Origin of the sequence: Bradyrhizobium sp. HKCCYLS1011, assembly GCF_051167795.1 — a bacterium.
GTDB lineage: Bacteria > Pseudomonadota > Alphaproteobacteria > Rhizobiales > Xanthobacteraceae > Bradyrhizobium.
Genome location: NZ_JBNPTT010000003.1, coordinates 794611 through 812709, shown reverse-complemented (window position 1 = coordinate 812709; position 18099 = coordinate 794611). Strand labels below are relative to the sequence as shown.

Here is an 18099-nt window from a genome sequence, read left to right as displayed (position 1 = left end):
TGAATGGCGGGTTATGAAAGCTCTTCCTTGATGCGTACCCACTCACGCTTCAGGAGGCGCCGAGAGACAGTGAACATCTTCGCCTCTGCGCTGGCGAAGTCGGCATCAGTCGAGATCGCATCGATCTTTTCTATTTCGCTGAGCAATTCAACCGTGTCCGGTTCATCGGGATTGAGAAGGATAGCCAGCTTTGTTCTCAAGCCGGCCAATTTGCGCTCATCCTCGCTCGTCGCCGACTGACCGGACGGTATCGTAGAAACGATCGCATGGTGGTCGCACAGCGTATCTATGACCTTATTGATCCATGCCTGCCGGAATTCGGCCTTCTTATGCCGCCCGGAGTTCTCCGAATTCTTGAGTGCGGCATTCGCGGATATCAACGCTGCGGTTGCTTGCTTGCGGCCTACAAAAAACTGAAAGCCCGCGCCGGTCGCGGCTACAGCCGCAGCCGCCCACGCTGCAAGTGCTGAAATCGCGGCTGCCTGCATGTCAAGTTCCCTGCTCTTTCGTTGCAGCTTCCATACGCGCGATCTTCCTATCGAGATACCAGCGCGCCTTCTTTAAATCCTCGAGTTCATCGCCCTTCTTGCCGGCCCGAGACACGTACTTGACTACGTTGCCGAGATAGAAATCGAGGTCCCATGCCTCCACAACCTTGATCGCTTCATAGGGATTGTCTTCTCCGCCATAGTGCGCTGGGTGGTCAACGGCATCGTTCATTCAGAGCTCCGGAACAAAGGGCCGGTTCGATTTTTGAAACCCGCGACGTCGTCGCCGACATTGCCGAGACATGACCTACACCGCGGTCCGGCGTCCGCCAATAGTGAAACGGGCGGCGCCGTGACGTCAGGCGCTTTCGACGTCTGCAGCGTGAGTCCGTCAATCGTCGAACTCGGATGAAATCGGCGGCTCCTTTCCGGGTTTGGGGGCGGGCTCGGGAGCGCTCGTATTCTGCTTCTTGATCCGCATCGCCAAGATGGTCGCGTAGAGGTCGCGCGGAGCGGCTTTGTCGAGATCCTGGAGATCTCGATAATTGGCCAGAAAATCCAGAATGCTCGGCCTCAAGGGGCGCGTTTCCGTCGGCGACCTCGTTTTCAGCTTGCGGTCGAGATCCAGCTTCGTGAGCTCAATGGCATGTTTACGCCATTCGACTTCCCTATCCTGCCGGTCGCGCGCGCCTACGACAAATTTCGTGATCAAGCCCGTTATGACGGCGACGATCACCGCGCCGGTAGCGGTGGTTAGAGCTGTCACGGCCGCCAAGGTGGTCGGCTGCAGCTTGGACAGCTCTTGGAAGAAATCCTGCAAGGCGCTCATCGAGTAGCTCTCAGGCCGACATGGCTCCGCCCGCCTGACCTTCCGTTCTTCCGACGATGAATTTTCTTTCCAGAACGTTTCCGTCCGAGTCCTTGGCGATCACGACCAATTCGGCTCCGCCCACGCCCAGCGGCATGCGCATCTCCTCATGGCAGGGCGGATCGGGACAATCGCTCTCCTGAACGACCTTCCCATTGATTCTGACGGTGATCCGTGTCGTGCCGATGCCACCTAAAATCGTAAATCGAAAATTCCTGCCTTCAACGGGGGGCTTTGCATCCAATTCCATGTCAGAAGCCAATCGTTCAATGAAAGGACGTCGCGAGTACAACTTAGCAGACATTTTCCAAAAGGCAGCAACTTTGGTTTGAAGACCCGCGAATTCAGCGTCCCGAATGCTTGCCCTCGGAGCTTCGTCGCCCGACGCCGTTCGTGGCGACCGATGCAGGTCTTTCAACCTGCAGCTTTATCGGCTTTTGGGGCGAATCCCGACATCTTGGGATTGGCGCGCGGCAACACACGCAAAAGCCCGGTTCGGGGACGGCTCGGGCTCAAGACGACCGGGACGGCCCGGCTCCGACGATCGCGCCCCGATTGATGCTCAGTGCGGGAGGCTCTCGATTTCACGATCGAGGACATGAGGCTCGTGCTAAGGTTGCTTCGCGCCGCCGCATTCCGATTTCCAAGGGCTATTTCCAATGACTCCCGAGATCAGTCGAACCCTCGAAGGGTCCAGAGTACCCAACAAGAAGGTCTTTTTCCTAGGATGTTTCGAGAAGCGACTGACGGTACTTTCACAACAACGGAGGGCCATCAACTTGGTGGACGCCATCTTGGAGTCCGGCCTCGTTCGTCGCCCTAACGGTCGGGTTGCGATTATTGGCGCTGGCGCATCAGGACTGACGGCTGCAGCCGCTTTCGTAGTCGGAGCGCCAGACTTGAAGGAGGTCGCTCTCTTCGAAAAGAGTGATAAATTATTGCATCTTCAACAGGGTAGCGATCGTTACCTGCATCCGCATCTTTACGATTGGCCTGCTGTCGGTTCGCTCGACTTTGACGCGCGTCTACCAATCTTGAATTGGGCTGCCGGCACGGCAGGCGAAGTGGCGTCTCAAATCTTAACCCAGTTCGAGGAGATCAAGTCGAACGCTAAAGGACTCAATGTTCTTACACAACGAGAGGTCGCCTCGGTCGATCCCCAAGGTGACGTCGGCTGCCGACTGTCGGTCGTCGCGGCGCCTAGCGAGAGCGCTGTCGTCTACGATGCCGTGATCATCGCCGTCGGATACGGTTACGAGCGAGAGATCGTGGGTGAGAACAAATCGTATTGGGTCCCCTCGCCGCTGATCGGCGCGCTACAGCCGAAATCCACGCTATTCATATCCGGTAACGGCGATGGAGGTCTGGTCGATTTCACGATGGCAGCATTCAACAGGATGACCCACACGCATATCACGCAGTTCATCACGGGTTATCCCGATCTCGAGAGCACGCGCAAAGCCCTTCTCGATATCGAGAAAGCCGCATGGGCCGCGACAGAAGATCAATTCGACGTCTTCGAGCAATATAGATCATTACCTTTGCCGAATGGTCTGCTGCTGAACGTTTTGGACCTGCTTCGTCCCAACTGCGAAGTTTGGTTACATACCCGCGAGCCGAAGCTGTTCCGGCGCGATACCGCCGTCCTGAACCGCTTTGCCGCTTTCCTCGCCATCATCGCAGACGAGAGAACGAACCGCGGCCTTATCAGGTATCGGCTCGGCAGCGAACCCACGGTGAGCCCGGAGACCATATCGATCGGACAAGAACGTGTAAGTCCAACCCATAGATTTCTCCGCTTCGGCGCCGAGAGCAAAAAGAATATGGAGCCGTTCAAATCGCTGGCGAACGCGGCCCCGCGTCCACCCTCCGCATCTTCGTTTCGACCGGCTACGCCGAAGTTGAACAAGTCGGCGACACAGAGATTCGGCTCGAACTCCAGAATCGAGGATGTTCGCATCGTCGTAATCACGACACTTGACCGCGAGTACGAGCTTTTCCTCAAGCACTTCGAAGGCAGCGTCGCTCGCACAATCCACGTCGAAGATACGGCTATCGACATCGTCGAGAACGACGACATCGCCGAACCCATCGGACTGGTTCGCTTGGGAGAAGCAGGCAGTCTCGCGGCAGGCGTCGCGGCGGCCCGGGTGCTCGAGGTATTCGATCCAGGGATGGTCGTTAATATAGGCTTTGCGGCCGGAGTCGATCCGCAGACTCAGCGTCTAGGCGATCTGATCGTTGCCGATAGGATCACCGCCGTTGCGATAGGGGAGAAGGTGGATTCGACCGCGAAGACCGCGAACGTTCGTTCATCGCTGGTGGTCTCGATCGAGGCCAACTGGCACGATTGGCCCCTCGGCGAGACGATCGGAGGCGCAAAGCGAGGAGTTTCTTTCGGAACCATCGTTAGCGTCGACAAGGTGCTTGCTAAGCAAGAGCAGGTGCAAGCGCTTCTTTCTCGAGATCGGAGAACGGTCGGTATCGACATGGAAAGCTATGGAATAGCCGCCGCGCTTTTCGATCGCGAGACACAATTTCTCATGGTTCGCGGGATAGCCGATTTCGCGGACGGAGCTAAGGCGGATATAGCGACTAAGGAAAGCGCGATGGAAGGAGCTGTACGTCTTTTCGGCGAAGCCTTGCGCAGGGATCTACTGCCCCCAAGATCCGGAACCTTAGACAAAGCGTCCGCGCGTGCCCACGACTACACCGTCAAGCTCGACAGAACGGAGGTGTTGAACGGCACAGCCAACACCTACTTCCAGGTATCGACGAACAGAGCTTTGAGCGAGTTCGAATACCGGAATTCCATAATAGAAAAAATTGCGAGCAAGTTCAGCTTGGATAGACTGAGAAGCTTGTGCATCGCCATGAACGTCGATTTCGAGCGGCTCAACGGCAAGACCCGAGGCGAAAAAGCGGCGAGCCTACTCTATCACGTCGAGCACGATCTCGGCGTCTCGGCGAGAGACCTCGACTGGGTCGCGACGCGATTCAGGTCGAGCGATTGAGCGTCGATACCTCGCTCAGGTTTGGGCACCCTGCGTCCTAGTGCGCCATCTCGCTATGCGAACCGACCCCAATAGCACCGCCAGGGCAGTTCACCCGCCTGAGCTTGGAGGCCTCACCCCCTCGGTCAGCGAGCAGGCCCAAGGCAGGTCCACGAAGGCAGCGCGAAGTCGTTTGCAGAACCGGCGGTCGTAGCCAGCGGTTGTGTCCGGACGCAAGTGGCATCATGGGCGCTAGATCGGCCTCCGACGGTTGCCGAACTAAGCGCTGGGCTACTGAATCAAACCGCAAATTCCTCCTGCTCAGCCAGCTCGTTCCAGAAGTCGGCGATCGCTTCAGCGAGCGCTCGGTAATCCCGCTCGGTCGCGAGATACTCGTCTTCATGTTTGGCGGCATTGATGAGGCGGCGCTGAGAGTCGATCGTTTCGAGAACCGCTTCCGCAACGCTCGCGCCGAAAAGCGAGAGCTGCGAGCGCACTCGATCTACGTGCGAGATGGCACCACTCGCGCTCCGAATCTTGGCCTTCCAATCGGGCTTCGGGCCTCCGTTGAGCTGGTGCTGGCCGTCGAAGAAGCTCTTGGTGGCCTTTTCCCATTCATGATACTCGCGCAACCAAGCTCCCTGTATCAGAGACTCGACGACCCATGCTTCCATGGGCTGCTCCAGCGCAGCCATCACGGGATCGCCGGCGAAGCTTGCTCTTGCTCTCGCGGCGTGCTGGCCGATCACCTCGATCGCATGTTCGACGGCCGTTTCCCTGTGGCCGGCGTGAACGAAAAAGTATCCCGCCGTGCCGACAACGATAGGGTAAGGGGGACGCTTAAGTTTCAAATCGTGTCTCCGGACATTGAATCGTCCGCGCCCGAACGGCCCGATCGAAAGGCGAACATGGGAGCGCCTCGTGTTGCATCCGTGTTGCACGGAGCAGATGTCACTCCATGTAACCCCTTGTAATCCCACGTACTGTACGGAGCATACGGAATCGGCCCAAAGACGCCGAAATCGGCGCCGGAACGGAGCGCGTACATCGAAGAAGTGCCCGTCGTTATTGGGTTTCTTGCGTCAGAGCGAGTGGCGATCCCGGGATGACTCGAACATCCGACCTACGGTTTAGGAAACCGCCGCTCTATCCAGCTGAGCTACGGGACCGGATCCGGCACGATGTGCAGGAGCAGCGCCGGCTTCATAGCAGACGAAGGCCCGGATCGGAAGCCTCCGCGTCTGCCCTCACCGGGCCTCTTCCCGCCGCTTCAATGGCCGCCGTGATCCGCCGGACAGCCCGGCAGATCGAACAGTGCCTGCAGGCCGCAGGCCGAGGTCAGCATCTTGTCGGCATCATGGCCGACGCCCTCGACATCCCACAGCAGGTGATTCGGCGTGCCGTGATCGCGCCCCGCCATCGCGGCGGCATAAGCGTGCCCGCGCGCATAGCGGAATGGCCCCTGCGCTTCCGCCATGCAGCTCTTGTCGAGCGCCGGGTGGTTCGGATTGATGTCGCGGGTTCCGAGCAGGTAGATCACCCGACGCGCCGCGTAATGCTGCTCGAGTTCGGCCGGTGTCGCAGCGGCGAGGTATTCGGGGCGCGCCTGCATGCCATATTTCCAATTGTCAAAGCCGGGACAGGACGCGGCGATAGCTGGCTCCGGCCGTTCGGCCGAGAAATAGGCGTAAGAGGAGGGATTGGCGACCACGTAACGGACGGCGATATGGCTGGCCTGCAGCGCCGCCTCGCCGCGCCCCGCGATCGCGTAGCGCTGCACCACCTGGCCCCCGCCGGAATGGCCGGCCACCACGACATCAGTCAGCTTCGGAAACAGGCTTCGATCGGCGAGGCGCGCCAATATGGCATCGAGGGCTTCGAATGAACTCGCCGGCGTCGGCCCGGTGGCGGCATCGCCGCCTTCCCAGCCCTCCAAGGTCCAGCGCAAGGTGTCCTGCGGCAGCTGATGCGCCTCGACGTCGATCTGGCTGAGGAATTGCGGGACGATCATGATGGTCGCCTGACCGGCCGCGCCGGCGGCTGCCTGGGCCGTTTTGGCCGACGCATAATAAACGTCGGCATTGCGCAGCCGGCCATGCAGGACCACGACCGCGCGGGTGATGTCGGGCAGCGGGTGCGACCAGTCGGCCGAGACATAAAGCGGCAAAATGCCACGATCGCCTACCGCCAGCCGGGACTCCGCGACCGCCTTCACCGGCCTCCGGTTCGGCGCCACCTCATCTTCGGCAAAAACCCGTCCGCTCAGAAGGAGACAAAACAGCAGCAGAGCCCCACGCAGCATGGTCATTCCAGCGATCTCCCTCGGCGGCCTCGCCAGATGCGGGGAGCGGCCCGCGCGAGTCAACCCGTGCCGGAACAACGGTCCGGGAACTGACCAGGGCACAGCCGGTTGTCCGGCCGTGGGGGCCGATCACAGCCCCGTTTGGGACCAGCGGTTTCACTATCCGAGCCGGGGCCGATGGTCTAAGAGAGCGGCGCCGGCGCGGAACCGGGCTATCGCCCCGAGATCCCGCCGGACGTGCCTGCGCCCGGTGGCCGATGGATCAGCTCTATCCACCCCGGTCCTGCCTGCCACGACACGCCGCCTGATCATCCAGCCGAGGGAAACAGACACGTCGATGCGCATCCGATCGGTTATTTTCGGCATCCTCGCCTGCTGCCTCGCCGCCGCAGCCAGCCAGGCGCAGGACACCCGCAATCTCCTGGAGTCGAAAGAGTCGCTCTACAACAACATCTATGTGTACGAGCAGACGCCCTATCGCAGCATGACCTTCGGCCACAACCGCCGCATCTACACCGAGAGCGTCTACAACACCCGCGACGAGAAGGATCTGCCGGTCGACTACACGCGCTTCATGACCGCCGCCTTGATGTACGCCAAGGACGTGCATTCGGTTCTGGAGATCGGCTTTGGCGGCGGCCGCACCGCCTGGTATCTGCACCGCTTCCTGCCCGACGTTCCCGTGACCTCGGTCGAGCTCGACCCGACCGTGCTGGAGCTCGCCAAGAAATATTTCGGCATCAAGGAGGAGCCCAATTTCCACGTCGCCAACCGCGACGGCCGGCTGTTCCTGCAGGAATCCAAGGATCGCTACGACATCATCCTGATCGACGCCTATCGCGGCCCGTTCGTGCCGTTCCATCTGTTGACCAAGGAATTCTATCAGCTGGTCAAGGATCACCTCGCCGACGGCGGCGTGGTCGCGCAGAATGTCGAGCCGTCGACCATGCTGTTCGATTCGGCGGTGAAGACGATCAACGCGGTGTTTCCGCAGCTCGACTTCTACCGCGCCGAGGGCAACATCGTGACGGTCGCCTATCTCGGCGATGAGCGAAAGCCGGAGGACCTGGCGGCGCTCGCGCAGGAGCGCGACAAGGCCTATGGCCTGCGCTATCGGCTGGCCGACATGCTGGCGGAACGCCGCCGCATCGACGTCAACGGAGGTGATGTGATCGATGCCAATGCCAAGATCTTGAGCGACGACTTCGCGCCGGTGGAGAATTTGAAGAGCATCGAGCGTCACAACAGGAAACTGCCGTGACCGCTGCTCTCTCCCGCGCGGGCCTGCTTGCGATCTATATTTGCTCCTTCATCGTCGGCAGCGTGCTGATGGGCTTCGAGATGCTCGGCAGCCGCTATCTGTTTCCCTATTTCGGCGGCGGCATCGGCACCTGGGCAAGCCTGATCTCGACCGTGCTCTGCGCCCTCGCCATCGGCTATTTCGCCGGCAGTGCCATCGTCGACCGCCATCCGTCGCCGCGGACCATCGGCACCATGATCTTGATTGCCGCGGCCTATCTCGCGCTGGTGCCGGCGACGGCCGATCCGGTGATGGCCAATATCCTGGACCACATCGGCGACGGCCCCAGCGCGACGCTTTTGGCATCGACCGCCCTGCTGCTGATCCCATTGACTCTGCTTGGCACCTTCTCACCGATCGCGGTCAGCCTGTTGACCCGATCGGCCGCCGAGGCCGGCCGTGTCGCGGGCCTCGTCTATGGCGTCTCGACGATCGGCAATGTCGTCGGCACGCTGTTCACGACGTTCACGCTGATCCCTTTGATCGGTTCGCGCGCGATCACCTATCTCTTCGCGCTGGCACTTGCGGTCTGTGCCGGCATCCTCTTCATCCCATTCGGGAAGCGAGCGTCGTAGCTTGGTCGAGCGAGGTCACGGATGACGGGTTTGTATCGGCATGTCGCGGCCGCAGCGCTCTTGCTCTGCGTGGCACAACCAACCGTGGCGGCGGAACCGGCGACGGAGCTGTGGGACGGACAGCGCGCGCTCGGCTCGATCGCCGATCTCCTGCGCTTCACGCCGCGCTCGATGGGAGCCCCCGGACATCAACAGACGATCGACTACATCAAGTCGGCGATGGCCAAGAGCGCGACCGATGCGGTGCTGACGCAGAGCTTCACCGAGACCGGCGAGGACGGCAAGCCGATCCATCTGACCAACATCATCGCCCGCTTCCAGGTGCAGAACCCGCGACGCATCATCGTCGCCACGCATTACGACAGCATCGTCAAGGCCTATCGCGACCCCAAGACGCCGGATGCGCCGATGCCGGGCGCCAACAACTCGGCCTCCGCCGTTGCGCTGCTGCTGGAGACCGCACGCGTGCTGTCGCTCTCGCCCAAGCCCGACATCGGCATCGACATGATCTTCTTCGACGGCGAGGAAGGACCGAAATCGCTCGGTGCGGGGGATCCGACCTGGCACCCGCTCGGCTCGCCCCATTTCGTCACACATCTGAAGGACTATTACCCGAACCGCAGGCCGGAGGAGATTGTCGATTTCGACATGGTCTGCGACAAGGATCTTGCACTCAAGCCCGACCCGTCGTCGCTTGCCTCGGCGGGACCGGAGGTGCAGAAATTCTGGGCCATCGGCAAGGCGATCGCACCGTCGGCATTCCCGACGACGCCCACTGCTTATCCGATCAGTGACGATCACACCGCGTTTCAGGAGGCCGGCATTCCCGGTTTTCTGGTGATCGATTTCGACTACGAGCCCTATTTCAACACCACGCAAGATACGATCGATCAATGTTCGGCGGCCAGCCTGCAGACGGTCGGCCGCACCTTGCTCAAATATCTCTACACGCCCTAATCTTCGGCATCATCCGTGCGCGAGCGTGCCGCGCGGATCGCCTCCGCGAGCCCGTGCGGATCATTGGTGCCGATCCGGCGCACGTCGTTCGAAGCGAGCCTCAGCTCAACGGCATCGAGGCCGGACACGCTATAGAGCCGGAAGCCCGAGCCAAATCGAAGGCCCAAGCCGTGCCACCAGCCATTGCGGACCACGGCGATTTCCTGGATCGCGATGAGCGGCACCTTGTGACGCCAAAGTCCCGGACCGAAATGCCAGCGCAGCTCGCGCCTGCCCACCTCGACCGTCAGCGACGAGAACAGCACTGCGACAACCGATTCGACGATCAGCAACGTCATGGCCGATGAATGGTGGTCTGCATTCCATAGCAGCAGGGCGCCGAATGTGCCGGACACAAGACAGGTCGCGACACTGAACGTCCCCGGCTGCGTGTGACGATACGGCACGGCCACTTCCCCCAAAGCAGGCCGCGACAGTATAGCGCATCTGCGCCTCGCCTAAGCCGGTGCCGGCACCCGTATCGCTACTGGCTGCATCGCTTCGGCAGGTTTGCGTGCCAGCAACCCTGGCACCAGCGCTTCGGCAGCTTCCGCGCCCGAGATCACGACCGCCTCGACGCCCGCGCCGGCATTGCCGCCGCCGGCAATGACGAGATTGCGCAGCGGCGATTTCGCGCCCCTCAACTGCCCCCGCCCCGACACGCCGTAGATCGCGCCCGAACTGGCCCAGTCATAGCGCGCATAGGTGACGGGGCTGGCATCGGTGCGATAGACGATGTGCTGGGAGAGGCCGGGAATGATGGTCTCGGCAGCCGCGATCATGCTGTCGCCGATCGCCTGCTTGCGCGCCTCGTAGTCTGGTGAGCGCCGCCATTGCTTCCAATCGTCTCCGCCGCTCTGGTCCGGGAACCATGCCTTGGTGTCCTGGTGCGGCACGAGGCTGATCAAGGTCATCGTGGCATGCCCTTGCGGCGCCGCCGAGGGATCGAGCTTGGACATCACGGCAATTCCAACGCCCATCGGCGCATCGAGGTGGGTGGCGGGCGCGATGTCCGGAACGATGTCGAGGCCAAGATGCACGCTGAAGGCGGAGTTCGCAGGCTCAGCTGCAGCAACGCGCGCCTGGAAATCGCGCGGCAAAGCATCGGGCGCGATGAGGTCGAGGAAGGTGTGGCGGAGATCGGCGTTCGAGACCACGGCCTGCGCTCGGATCGTGCTGCCGTCGCCCAGCACGACACCTGAGGCGCGCCCCCGCTCCACAAGAATGCGGCGCACCGGCGATTTCAGCCGGACCTCGCCGCCGCGCGCTTCGATGGCTTCGACCAGCACGTCGGCAAAGTGGCCGGAGCCACCAAGCGGATAGTAGCCGCCCTTGAAATAATAACCGAAGATCGGGACCATCTGCGCGCAGGTCAACCGCTCGGTGCCGTCGCCGAGGTAGCCCGACAGCGCATTGAGATAGCGCACCGCCTGCGGGTCAGACACATGCGCCGACACCAGTTCGTCGAACGGGCGATCCATCCAGCGGAAGGCCTGCGGATGCTTCTTGGGAAAGGCCAGCATCGCCTCAAGAGATTCCGGCATGCCCGGAATGCCGCCGCGGCCCTCGCCGGTCGAATACATGTCTTCGAAGATGGCGTGGAGGATGTCGAACAGCCTGGTCAGGCCGGTTGCGCTGTCGGGAAACGCCTCGCAGAGCAGCCGCACATAGCCGCGCCAGTCCTCCGGCACATCGATCCGCTTGCCCGCCAGATGATAGCTGTGGGTGACACGCTTCCACTGCAGGCGATCGGCGACGCCAAGCCGTTGCAGCAGGCTATCGACGGGGCCGCCGTTCCACACGCCGGAAAAATCGTGCGGCCCGGCGTCGAAGCGATACAGCACAGGCTTGTTGTCGTGATGGGCCTTGCGCAGATAGGTGTGGCAAAAGCCGCCCGCCACGACGTGGTGGTCGAAGACCTTGACCCTGAGGCCGACATCGGCGAGCAGCGCCGCAGCGGTCAGCCCGCCAATGCCCGCTCCGACCACGGCAACATCGCAATCCTGCTCCGGGGTCTTTGTAAAGGCGGTTTCGGCAAAGGCCGGCGCGGGCCAGCGAAACTCTTCGCGTAGAGCACGCAAACGCTGCAGGATGACGCGAATGGCAAGCTGCGGCCCGAAGATCGAGATCAACGCGCCGACGATGACAATCGATGTCGTGATCCACGACGCGACGCCGGCCCAGCGACACACCGCCAGCGCGGCAAACAACACCCCCCACAATCCACTCATGGCGGCATTGACGAGACGGAACTGCGGCGTCAGTGCATTTTCCGGATAGGCCAAGCGCGAATAATCGGCAGTCCAGGGCCGACCGACGATCAGGGAGACGAAGCTGATAGCAGCGAGACCCGCGAAGGAAAGCCACGGCGCGTTCGCGGCCATCCACTCCGGCGCCACATCGGCACCGATTGCCAGGAGCACGAACAAAGCGAGGCTGCCGAGTTCCAGGACGACAAGCTCGTGGCGCATAGCGCGCCAGATGTTGAAAGCAAGCGAGAGCGTCAGGCCGGCCCAAGCCGCCCAATCCAAATGATGCGCGGCGAGCAATGCCCAGAATGCTGCAAATGGAAGCAGCGCAAGCTTGACGGTGAGGAATATCTTCATCTTCCGCCTCCGATCACGGCCGGCCGATTATCTTTCCATTGTCAAGATAAACTTATAGCCAAACCTGTGATCCGTCAATTCAATCTTTACATCGTCAAAATTAACGCGATTCTACCTGAGGGAGACAAACGGATCGTGGCATGATGCGCGACATGGCTTTTGCGCCACATCAAGGGTCATAAATCGGGTTTTCGCGCGAGATGAACAATCTGAATGTGTCGTCTTCATCACAACGCCAGAATGAGCCGCAAAGAAAGCCATAAAAAGCGCAGCATTGCGGTGACACATCGCCGCAAATTGGCGACAATTCGTCGTCATTTCACAGGATAGCCGCTAAGGATTGTCGTTCGTGTTCGCATCCCGCTTACCAGTTCTGCTTGTTGTCGCTGCGTCCGGATTGGCGACTTTGCAATCTGAACGTGCATACGCGCAATGGTGGAGCCGGGCGCCGGCTGACTTTGAAGAATGCGCCGATCTCGCCGAAAAATCCGCCACCAAGGAAGAGAAGACGGCAGCGCTTGCACAGTGCAACGCCAAATTTGCGGGCCGCCGCAAGCCGGGAGGCGGCTACACATATTATGATTTCATGCAGGACCGCGCCTTCGATATTGCCGGTCCCAATCCGACGCCGGAAGAGCAGAAATATATCGACCAGCAATATTCGCTCTATCTGGAAAACCACCGGCACGACAATGTCGCCACGGCTGTGATGGCGCGGTCGCGGCCGCAGGATTTGCAGCAGGCGTCGCTGCGCGATCTCCCGGCGCGGGCGGCAATCGAACCGGAGCATGCCGCGATCGAGCCGATGCGGGCCGGGGTCGACCCCAAGCGGGTGCCGCTTCCGATGCAGAGGCCGAGCAAACCGCCGGCAACCGCCGACGCGCGCATGGGTGGCAAGGCGGCGCCCTGTGTCAAGGAACCCGGCAAGGACTCCCTGTCCTGCAGCTTCCAGCTGCTGTCGGACAAGTTGAGTGACCTGAAGAAGTTTCTCACAGGACAAAGCCCCCCGCCCGCTCAGGGATCCAAGGCCAAACGGGCTGAGAAGTAGGGCTGAACCGAACCCGCGGAGCGCATGCGGGCGCCAATCTTACTCGGCACCGCGATCGGGCTTGTGATGGCGATGAGCGCGCAGGTGGTGACGGTGCGGAACGGGCGCGACCGTCACATCGGGCGATCCGGCGTGCTGCGCCGCCCTTTGCTCCTGCAGCCGCGCATCATAGCCCGGAGATGGCACCACTGTCGGGGGCGCCGCATCGGCAGACGTCATCATGCTGCAGGCCGCGATCGCGGCCACAGCGGAGCCGGCTAAAGCCCTGACAATGCGCATCCTCATCTCCTCCCGCGCGCCACGTCGTCGTCAGGCGCCGTCTGTATGAGTTGAGCCCCCCAGCCGGGCGTTTTCAAGGACAGCCGCGTTTTCGGGACCGACGGCCAATGCGACGCAAGGGCGCCCGGCCGAGGCTCGCACAGGGTTCAACAATGCTCGGCGGGGTGACTTGTAACCGTCATCACCGATCACTACGCTTATTGTCGGGGCACGTAGGGAGGCATGATATGGGCTTGCTCGACATCCTCAATGGCATGCAGAACGGGCCGAACGGGCCGTCGCATCCGAGCACGGAAAGGAACGGCGGCATGTCGCCGCTGACAATGGCGATCCTTGGGCTGCTCGCCTGGAAAGCGGTGAGGCATTTTTCGCCAGGAGCGCAGCCGAACGCCGCGCCAGCTCCGACGCCGCCGCAGACCCCCGCCCCGGCGCCGAGCGGCACCCCGTCCGGGGGAGGCCTCGGCAGTATTTTGGCCGGCGGCCTCGGCGGCCTGCTCGCAGGCGGTGCGGCCGGCAATGTCCTGTCCGGCGGGCTCGGCGATCTCATGAAACAGCTCCAGCAGAGCGGACAGGGCGATGCGGCCAACAGCTGGGTCGGCAAGGGGCCGAACCAGGCGATCTCGCCGAACGATCTCGCCAATGCGTTGGGAGCCGATCAACTCGACCAGCTCACGACGCAAAGCGGCATGTCGCGCGACGATCTGCTCAACGGGCTCAGCCAATATCTGCCGAAGGTGGTCGATCATCTCACGCCGGAGGGGCGGCTGCCGACCGAAAACGAGGTGTCAGGGCGGATCTAGCGAGATCGAGTGAACCTGTTCAGGGAGGACGCGGGTCCATGATATATGTCATCATCGTCGGGTTCATCGCCGGGATGATCGCGCGATTTCTATCGCCCGGCCCGAACAACCCATCTGGCTTCATCCTGACCACCGTGCTCGGCATTCTCGGCGCGTTCCTCGCCACCGCCATCGGACAGGCGATCGGGCATTATGGTCCCGATCAGGGCGCCGGCTTCATCACCGCGACGATCGGCGCCGTGGTCGTCCTGTTCATCTGGAACAGACTGGTCGCAAGCGGGATGATCCGGGATTTCAACCGCTGACGTTCTTGCCGTCATTCCCGGGCAGCGCGCAGCGCTGAGCCCGGAACCTCGAGATTCCGGGTCGATGCTCCGGACAAAAAAGCCCAGCTACCTTGTCGCGACGCATCGCCCCGGAATGACAGCCTAACTAACTGATCAGATGCATGCCTGCATCCATGCGCACGACCTCGCCGGTCATGTGGCCGGAGGCGGGGCTCGCCAGGAACGCAACCAGCTGCGCGATGTCCTCCGCCGTTGATGCGACCTTGAGCGGCACCCGCGCCACCACGGTGTCGCGCACCTGTTTCGCCTGCGCTTCGCCACGGCCCTTGGTGAACCAGGGCGTGTCGATATAGCCGGGGCAGACGGTATTGACGCGGATTGCAGGCGCAAGCGCGCGGGACAGCGACAGAGTCATGGTGTTGAGCGCGCCCTTGCTCGCCGCATAGGCGATCGACGAGCCGATGCCGCTGATGCCGGCGACCGAGGAGACATTGACCACCGCAGCGGGGCGCCCCGATGCTTTCGCGGATGCCTCCAGCAATGAGCGCGCGGCGCGCACCATCTGATACGGGCCGATCGTGTTGACCGCATAGATGCGCTGGAAGTCCTCAGCCGAGAGGCCGTCGAGCTGATCATGCGGCACATGCTTGGTGGTGCCCGCATTGTTGACCAGCGCATCCAGCCTGCCCCAGGGCGTGGCCGCGGCGACAATCTTTTTGCAATCCTCGTCGCGCGAGACATCGCCCTGCACCACCACGACCTCGGCGCCCTGCTTGCGGCAGAGCTCCGCCGTTGCTTCCGCCTCGCTCTTGCTGTTGGAGTAGTTGATGGCGATGCGAGCGCCGGCCTTGGCCAGAAGCAGCGCGGTGGCGGCTCCCAGTCCAGACGCCGAGCCCGTCACGATCGCGCACAGACCATCCTGCGCCATGCCGCATCCTCCCTTGTTGATCTCAGGTCCTTCTTAGCCAACTTCTTCGGGGCTGCAAATTCAGATGATCTCCGCCCTGCGGAAATAGCTTTTGCCCATGCCATTACCGGACATCGCCCTGCTGGCCGCGATGCTTGTCAGGACGCGGGGTTTTCCCCATCATGGCGCTAAACAAGCGGCGCCGCCTGCGCGCTGCAAAGGGCGAGGAACGCTGTGGCGGAAGGTGATCACCAGGCAGAGAATATCGTCGTCGCGACGGCCGAGAAGATCTTCTCCGATCTCGCGGACCCGCAAACCATCAATCACGACAAGGACGACCGCTGGCAGGCGCCGCTCTGGGAGGCGCTGAGCGATGCCGGCCTGCCACTTGCGCTGGTACCTGAACATCTCGGCGGCGCCGGCGTCGACGCTGCTGACGGTTTTGGCGTCCTCGCCGCGGCCGGGCGCTTTGCGTTGTCCGTGCCGCTCGCCGAGACGATGCTCGCCGGCTGGCTGCTTGCGCAAGCCGGGATCGCGCCGCCCGAGGGCGAGATGACGGTCGCGCCGGTGCGCCCGCAAGACGCGATCACCTTGCATGCTGATGGCACCTTGTCCGGCCGAGCCCGCGGCGTGCCGTTTGCAAAGGCGTCCCGGCATATCGCGGTGCTCGTAAGCGGCACGTCCGGCCTATCGGTCGCGCTGGTCCCGACGGACAGGCCGCGGATCGATACCGGCCTCAACCTCGCCTTCGATGGCAGCGACAGCGTCGTTTTCGACAGGGTCGAGCCGGCCCGCATCGCTGCCGTACCGGTCGGCTTCGACCAGACCTCGCTGATGCTCATGGGCGGCGTCGTGCGCAGCCTCCAGATTGCGGGCGCGTTGGACTCCCTGCTCGCGATTACCGTCAAATATGCCAGCGATCGCATCGCCTTCGAGAAGCCGATCGCGAAATTTCAGGCCGTGCAGCACAATCTCGCAAAGCTCGCCGGCGAATCCGCGGCGGCCCTGGCAGCGGCAACGTCGGCCGCCGACGCCCTGGCCAACGCCACCGCATTCGACGACGCGGTCTTCCTCGAAGCGACCTCGGCCAAGATCCGCTGCGGCGAAGCCGCCGAAAAGGGCGCGGCCATTGCGCACCAGGTGCATGGCGCGATCGGCTTCACCACCGAGCATATCCTGCACCGTCATTCACTGCGCGCACTCGCCTGGCGTGACGATTTCGGTTCGGAAAGTTTCTGGGCGGTCGAGCTCGGCAAGCGCATCGCTGCACGCGGCGCCGATGAACTCTGGCCACTGGTCGCCTCGCGCTGATCACTCGAAACGAGAGAGGAATTGCTCATGACCGCGCTCCGTTTCGATCCGATCCGTTTGCCACCCGAGTGCGAAGAACTGCGCAAGGAGGTGCGCGCCTTCCTTGCGGAGGAGATCGCCGCCGGCAGGTTCAACCCGTTCAAGCCGCTGCGCGAGGATGCCGATGCGCGCGAGTTCTCCCGCAGGGTCGGTGCGCGCGGCTGGATCGGCATGACCTGGCCGAAACGGTATGGCGGCCACGAGCGCTCGTTCCTGGAACGTTATGTCGTAACCGAGGAGATGCGCGTCGCCAACGCGCCGACGCGGCGCTTCTTCGTCGCCGACCGCCAGAGCGGGCCGATCCTGCTGCGCTACGCACCCGAGCACATCAAGCAGGATATCCTGCCGCGCATCTGCCGCGGCGAACTATGCTTTGCGATCGGAATGAGCGAGCCGAACTCCGGCTCCGATTTGTTCGCGGCCAAGACGCGCGCAACCAAGACCGATGGCGGCTGGCTGATCAACGGCTCCAAGATCTGGACCACATCGGCGCACATGGCCGACTACATGATCGCGATCTTCCGTACCTCGGCGCCAACCAAGGAGAACCGTCGTCACGGCCTGACGCAGTTCTTGGTCGACATGAAGATGCCGGGAATCAAGGTGAATCCGATTCCGCAGATCACGGGCCAGAAGGAGTTCAACGAGGTCGTCTTCACCGATGCCTTCGTGCCCGACGATCACCAGCTCGGCGAAATCGACGGCGCCTGGAAACAGGCGACGTCGGAGCTCGCCTATGAGCGCTCCGGCCCCGAGCGCTTCCTGGAAACCTACTACGTGTTGACCGAACTCGTGCGCGCCGTCGGCAACGATCCGGACACCCGCAGCGCCGAAGGCATCGGCCGCCTGGTCGCGCAGCTGCATACGATGCGGCGGATGTCGGTCTCGGTCGCCGGCATGCTGCAGGCCGGCAAGGAGCCGGTGGTGGAGGCCTCGATCGTCAAGGACATCGGCACGGTGTGGGAGCAGCAATTGCCGCACCGGGTGCGCGAGCTCGCGGCATTCGTCGATGAGGACGCAGGAAATCGCGAGACGCTGGAAGCTCAATTGTCGTTCGCGATCCGCACCGCGCCGAAGCTGACGATCCAGGGCGGCACCACGGAGGTGCTCCGCGGCATCATCGCACGCGGCCTGGGCTTACGGTGAGTGAACGACACCGTGCTTACGATTGTTCGAGTACCGGCGAAGAGCTCGCGAGTTGCGAGCCAGCGCTCAGGCGGCGTACTCAGTCCACCCTCTCCCCTTGTGGGAGAGGGTGCCGGAGATGCGAAGCATCGAAGGCGGGTGAGGGGTTTCCATC

At 62.3% G+C, this 18099-nt stretch carries 19 protein-coding genes and 1 tRNA gene; 9 read left to right on the top strand and 11 right to left on the bottom strand.

The genetic code is table 11. The features are described from left to right. Window positions 1–11: 11 nt before the first annotated feature. The 4 genes from ACQR1W_RS12605 to ACQR1W_RS12590 all read right to left on the bottom strand — a co-directional run bounded on the left by ACQR1W_RS12605 (window position 12) and on the right by ACQR1W_RS12590 (window position 1774). The gene (locus ACQR1W_RS12605) at window positions 12–488 is read right to left on the bottom strand and encodes a hypothetical protein (RefSeq protein WP_434851045.1); all 477 of its coding nucleotides are present in this window, start codon (window positions 486–488) and stop codon (window positions 12–14) included. A 1-nt stretch (window position 489) separates the two neighbouring features. Continuing rightward, entirely contained in the window at window positions 490–720 is a 231-nt protein-coding gene (locus ACQR1W_RS12600) for a DUF3310 domain-containing protein (protein ID WP_434851044.1), read from the bottom strand. 159 nt (window positions 721–879) lie between these two features. Then, entirely contained in the window at window positions 880–1317 is a 438-nt protein-coding gene (locus ACQR1W_RS12595) for a hypothetical protein (protein ID WP_434851043.1), read from the bottom strand. A 10-nt stretch (window positions 1318–1327) separates the two neighbouring features. Beyond that, the gene (locus tag ACQR1W_RS12590; RefSeq protein ID WP_434851042.1) at window positions 1328–1774 is read right to left on the bottom strand and encodes a hypothetical protein; all 447 of its coding nucleotides are present in this window, start codon (window positions 1772–1774) and stop codon (window positions 1328–1330) included. Window positions 1775–2138: 364 nt separating this feature from the next. Between ACQR1W_RS12590 and ACQR1W_RS12585 the strand changes: the two genes are divergently transcribed. Next, window positions 2139–4370: a hypothetical protein gene (locus tag ACQR1W_RS12585; RefSeq protein ID WP_434851160.1), complete on the top strand. Its 2232-nt coding sequence runs from the start codon at window positions 2139–2141 to the stop codon at window positions 4368–4370. 278 nt (window positions 4371–4648) lie between these two features. Here ACQR1W_RS12585 and ACQR1W_RS12580 read toward each other — a convergent pair whose 3' ends face one another. The 3 genes from ACQR1W_RS12580 to ACQR1W_RS12570 form a co-directional block, all read right to left on the bottom strand. After that, window positions 4649–5200: a hypothetical protein gene (locus ACQR1W_RS12580; RefSeq protein ID WP_434851041.1), complete on the bottom strand. Its 552-nt coding sequence runs from the start codon at window positions 5198–5200 to the stop codon at window positions 4649–4651. A 241-nt stretch (window positions 5201–5441) separates the two neighbouring features. After that, window positions 5442–5518: transfer RNA gene (locus tag ACQR1W_RS12575), tRNA-Arg, on the bottom strand. A gap of 101 nt (window positions 5519–5619) precedes the next feature. Next, window positions 5620–6657, bottom strand: coding sequence for an alpha/beta hydrolase (locus tag ACQR1W_RS12570; protein ID WP_434851040.1), 1038 nt, complete (start codon window positions 6655–6657; stop codon window positions 5620–5622). 331 nt (window positions 6658–6988) lie between these two features. Here ACQR1W_RS12570 and ACQR1W_RS12565 point away from each other — a divergent pair, with 331 nt between their 5' ends. Genes ACQR1W_RS12565 through ACQR1W_RS12555 form a run of 3 tightly spaced genes read left to right on the top strand, consistent with a single transcriptional unit; the run spans window position 6989 to window position 9483 of the window. Continuing rightward, window positions 6989–7912, top strand: a complete 924-nt coding sequence (locus ACQR1W_RS12565) for a spermidine synthase (RefSeq protein ID WP_434851039.1) — start codon at window positions 6989–6991, stop codon at window positions 7910–7912. Then, complete coding sequence (locus tag ACQR1W_RS12560; protein WP_008974578.1) at window positions 7909–8526, top strand: fused MFS/spermidine synthase; 618 nt, start codon at window positions 7909–7911, stop codon at window positions 8524–8526. The genes ACQR1W_RS12565 and ACQR1W_RS12560 overlap by 4 nt, the downstream gene beginning before the upstream one ends. 21 nt (window positions 8527–8547) lie before the next feature. Further along, window positions 8548–9483 (top strand): M28 family peptidase, encoded by a 936-nt coding sequence (locus ACQR1W_RS12555; RefSeq protein WP_434851038.1) that lies wholly within the window; start codon window positions 8548–8550, stop codon window positions 9481–9483. On the opposite strand, the gene ACQR1W_RS12550 is transcribed toward ACQR1W_RS12555, so the two are convergent. Both ACQR1W_RS12550 and ACQR1W_RS12545 read right to left on the bottom strand, forming a co-directional pair. Then, on the bottom strand, window positions 9480–9929 hold the full coding sequence (locus tag ACQR1W_RS12550; protein WP_434851037.1) for a hypothetical protein: 450 nt from the start codon (window positions 9927–9929) through the stop codon (window positions 9480–9482). The two genes, ACQR1W_RS12555 and ACQR1W_RS12550, sit on opposite strands and share 4 nt — an antisense overlap. Before the next feature lie 51 nt (window positions 9930–9980). Further along, entirely contained in the window at window positions 9981–12128 is a 2148-nt protein-coding gene (locus tag ACQR1W_RS12545; protein ID WP_434851036.1) for an FAD-dependent oxidoreductase, read from the bottom strand. Window positions 12129–12468: 340 nt separating this feature from the next. Here ACQR1W_RS12545 and ACQR1W_RS12540 point away from each other — a divergent pair, with 340 nt between their 5' ends. Next, entirely contained in the window at window positions 12469–13176 is a 708-nt protein-coding gene (locus tag ACQR1W_RS12540; protein ID WP_434851035.1) for a hypothetical protein, read from the top strand. Between the two features lie 39 nt (window positions 13177–13215). Here the strand turns inward: ACQR1W_RS12540 and ACQR1W_RS12535 are convergent, their stop codons facing one another. After that, entirely contained in the window at window positions 13216–13455 is a 240-nt protein-coding gene (locus ACQR1W_RS12535) for a hypothetical protein (RefSeq protein WP_434851034.1), read from the bottom strand. A gap of 227 nt (window positions 13456–13682) precedes the next feature. Between ACQR1W_RS12535 and ACQR1W_RS12530 the strand changes: the two genes are divergently transcribed. Continuing rightward, the gene (locus ACQR1W_RS12530) at window positions 13683–14255 is read left to right on the top strand and encodes a YidB family protein (protein ID WP_434851033.1); all 573 of its coding nucleotides are present in this window, start codon (window positions 13683–13685) and stop codon (window positions 14253–14255) included. A gap of 38 nt (window positions 14256–14293) precedes the next feature. After that, complete coding sequence (locus ACQR1W_RS12525; RefSeq protein ID WP_008970973.1) at window positions 14294–14560, top strand: GlsB/YeaQ/YmgE family stress response membrane protein; 267 nt, start codon at window positions 14294–14296, stop codon at window positions 14558–14560. 127 nt (window positions 14561–14687) lie between these two features. Here ACQR1W_RS12525 and ACQR1W_RS12520 read toward each other — a convergent pair whose 3' ends face one another. Next, the gene (locus ACQR1W_RS12520) at window positions 14688–15470 is read right to left on the bottom strand and encodes an SDR family NAD(P)-dependent oxidoreductase (RefSeq protein ID WP_434851032.1); all 783 of its coding nucleotides are present in this window, start codon (window positions 15468–15470) and stop codon (window positions 14688–14690) included. Between the two features lie 213 nt (window positions 15471–15683). Here ACQR1W_RS12520 and ACQR1W_RS12515 point away from each other — a divergent pair, with 213 nt between their 5' ends. Both ACQR1W_RS12515 and ACQR1W_RS12510 read left to right on the top strand, forming a co-directional pair. Then, window positions 15684–16760, top strand: a complete 1077-nt coding sequence (locus ACQR1W_RS12515) for an acyl-CoA dehydrogenase family protein (RefSeq protein ID WP_434851031.1) — start codon at window positions 15684–15686, stop codon at window positions 16758–16760. A 27-nt stretch (window positions 16761–16787) separates the two neighbouring features. Next, window positions 16788–17945, top strand: coding sequence for an acyl-CoA dehydrogenase family protein (locus tag ACQR1W_RS12510; protein ID WP_434851030.1), 1158 nt, complete (start codon window positions 16788–16790; stop codon window positions 17943–17945). Window positions 17946–18099 lie beyond the last annotated feature (154 nt).

What these genes read in the sequence shown, in the direction of transcription:
- ACQR1W_RS12605 (WP_434851045.1), bottom strand. Translation starts at nt 488, where the DNA reads ATGCAGGCAGCCGCGATTTCAGCACTTGCAGCGTGGGCGGCTGCGGCT.
- ACQR1W_RS12600 (WP_434851044.1), bottom strand. Translation starts at nt 720, where the DNA reads ATGAACGATGCCGTTGACCACCCAGCGCACTATGGCGGAGAAGACAAT.
- ACQR1W_RS12595 (WP_434851043.1), bottom strand. Translation starts at nt 1,317, where the DNA reads ATGAGCGCCTTGCAGGATTTCTTCCAAGAGCTGTCCAAGCTGCAGCCG.
- ACQR1W_RS12570 (WP_434851040.1), bottom strand. Translation starts at nt 6,657, where the DNA reads ATGACCATGCTGCGTGGGGCTCTGCTGCTGTTTTGTCTCCTTCTGAGC.
- ACQR1W_RS12565 (WP_434851039.1), top strand. Translation starts at nt 6,989, where the DNA reads ATGCGCATCCGATCGGTTATTTTCGGCATCCTCGCCTGCTGCCTCGCC.
- ACQR1W_RS12555 (WP_434851038.1), top strand. Translation starts at nt 8,548, where the DNA reads ATGACGGGTTTGTATCGGCATGTCGCGGCCGCAGCGCTCTTGCTCTGC.
- ACQR1W_RS12545 (WP_434851036.1), bottom strand. Translation starts at nt 12,128, where the DNA reads ATGAAGATATTCCTCACCGTCAAGCTTGCGCTGCTTCCATTTGCAGCA.
- ACQR1W_RS12535 (WP_434851034.1), bottom strand. Translation starts at nt 13,455, where the DNA reads ATGCGCATTGTCAGGGCTTTAGCCGGCTCCGCTGTGGCCGCGATCGCG.
- ACQR1W_RS12530 (WP_434851033.1), top strand. Translation starts at nt 13,683, where the DNA reads ATGGGCTTGCTCGACATCCTCAATGGCATGCAGAACGGGCCGAACGGG.
- ACQR1W_RS12525 (WP_008970973.1), top strand. Translation starts at nt 14,294, where the DNA reads ATGATATATGTCATCATCGTCGGGTTCATCGCCGGGATGATCGCGCGA.
- ACQR1W_RS12520 (WP_434851032.1), bottom strand. Translation starts at nt 15,470, where the DNA reads ATGGCGCAGGATGGTCTGTGCGCGATCGTGACGGGCTCGGCGTCTGGA.
- ACQR1W_RS12510 (WP_434851030.1), top strand. Translation starts at nt 16,788, where the DNA reads ATGACCGCGCTCCGTTTCGATCCGATCCGTTTGCCACCCGAGTGCGAA.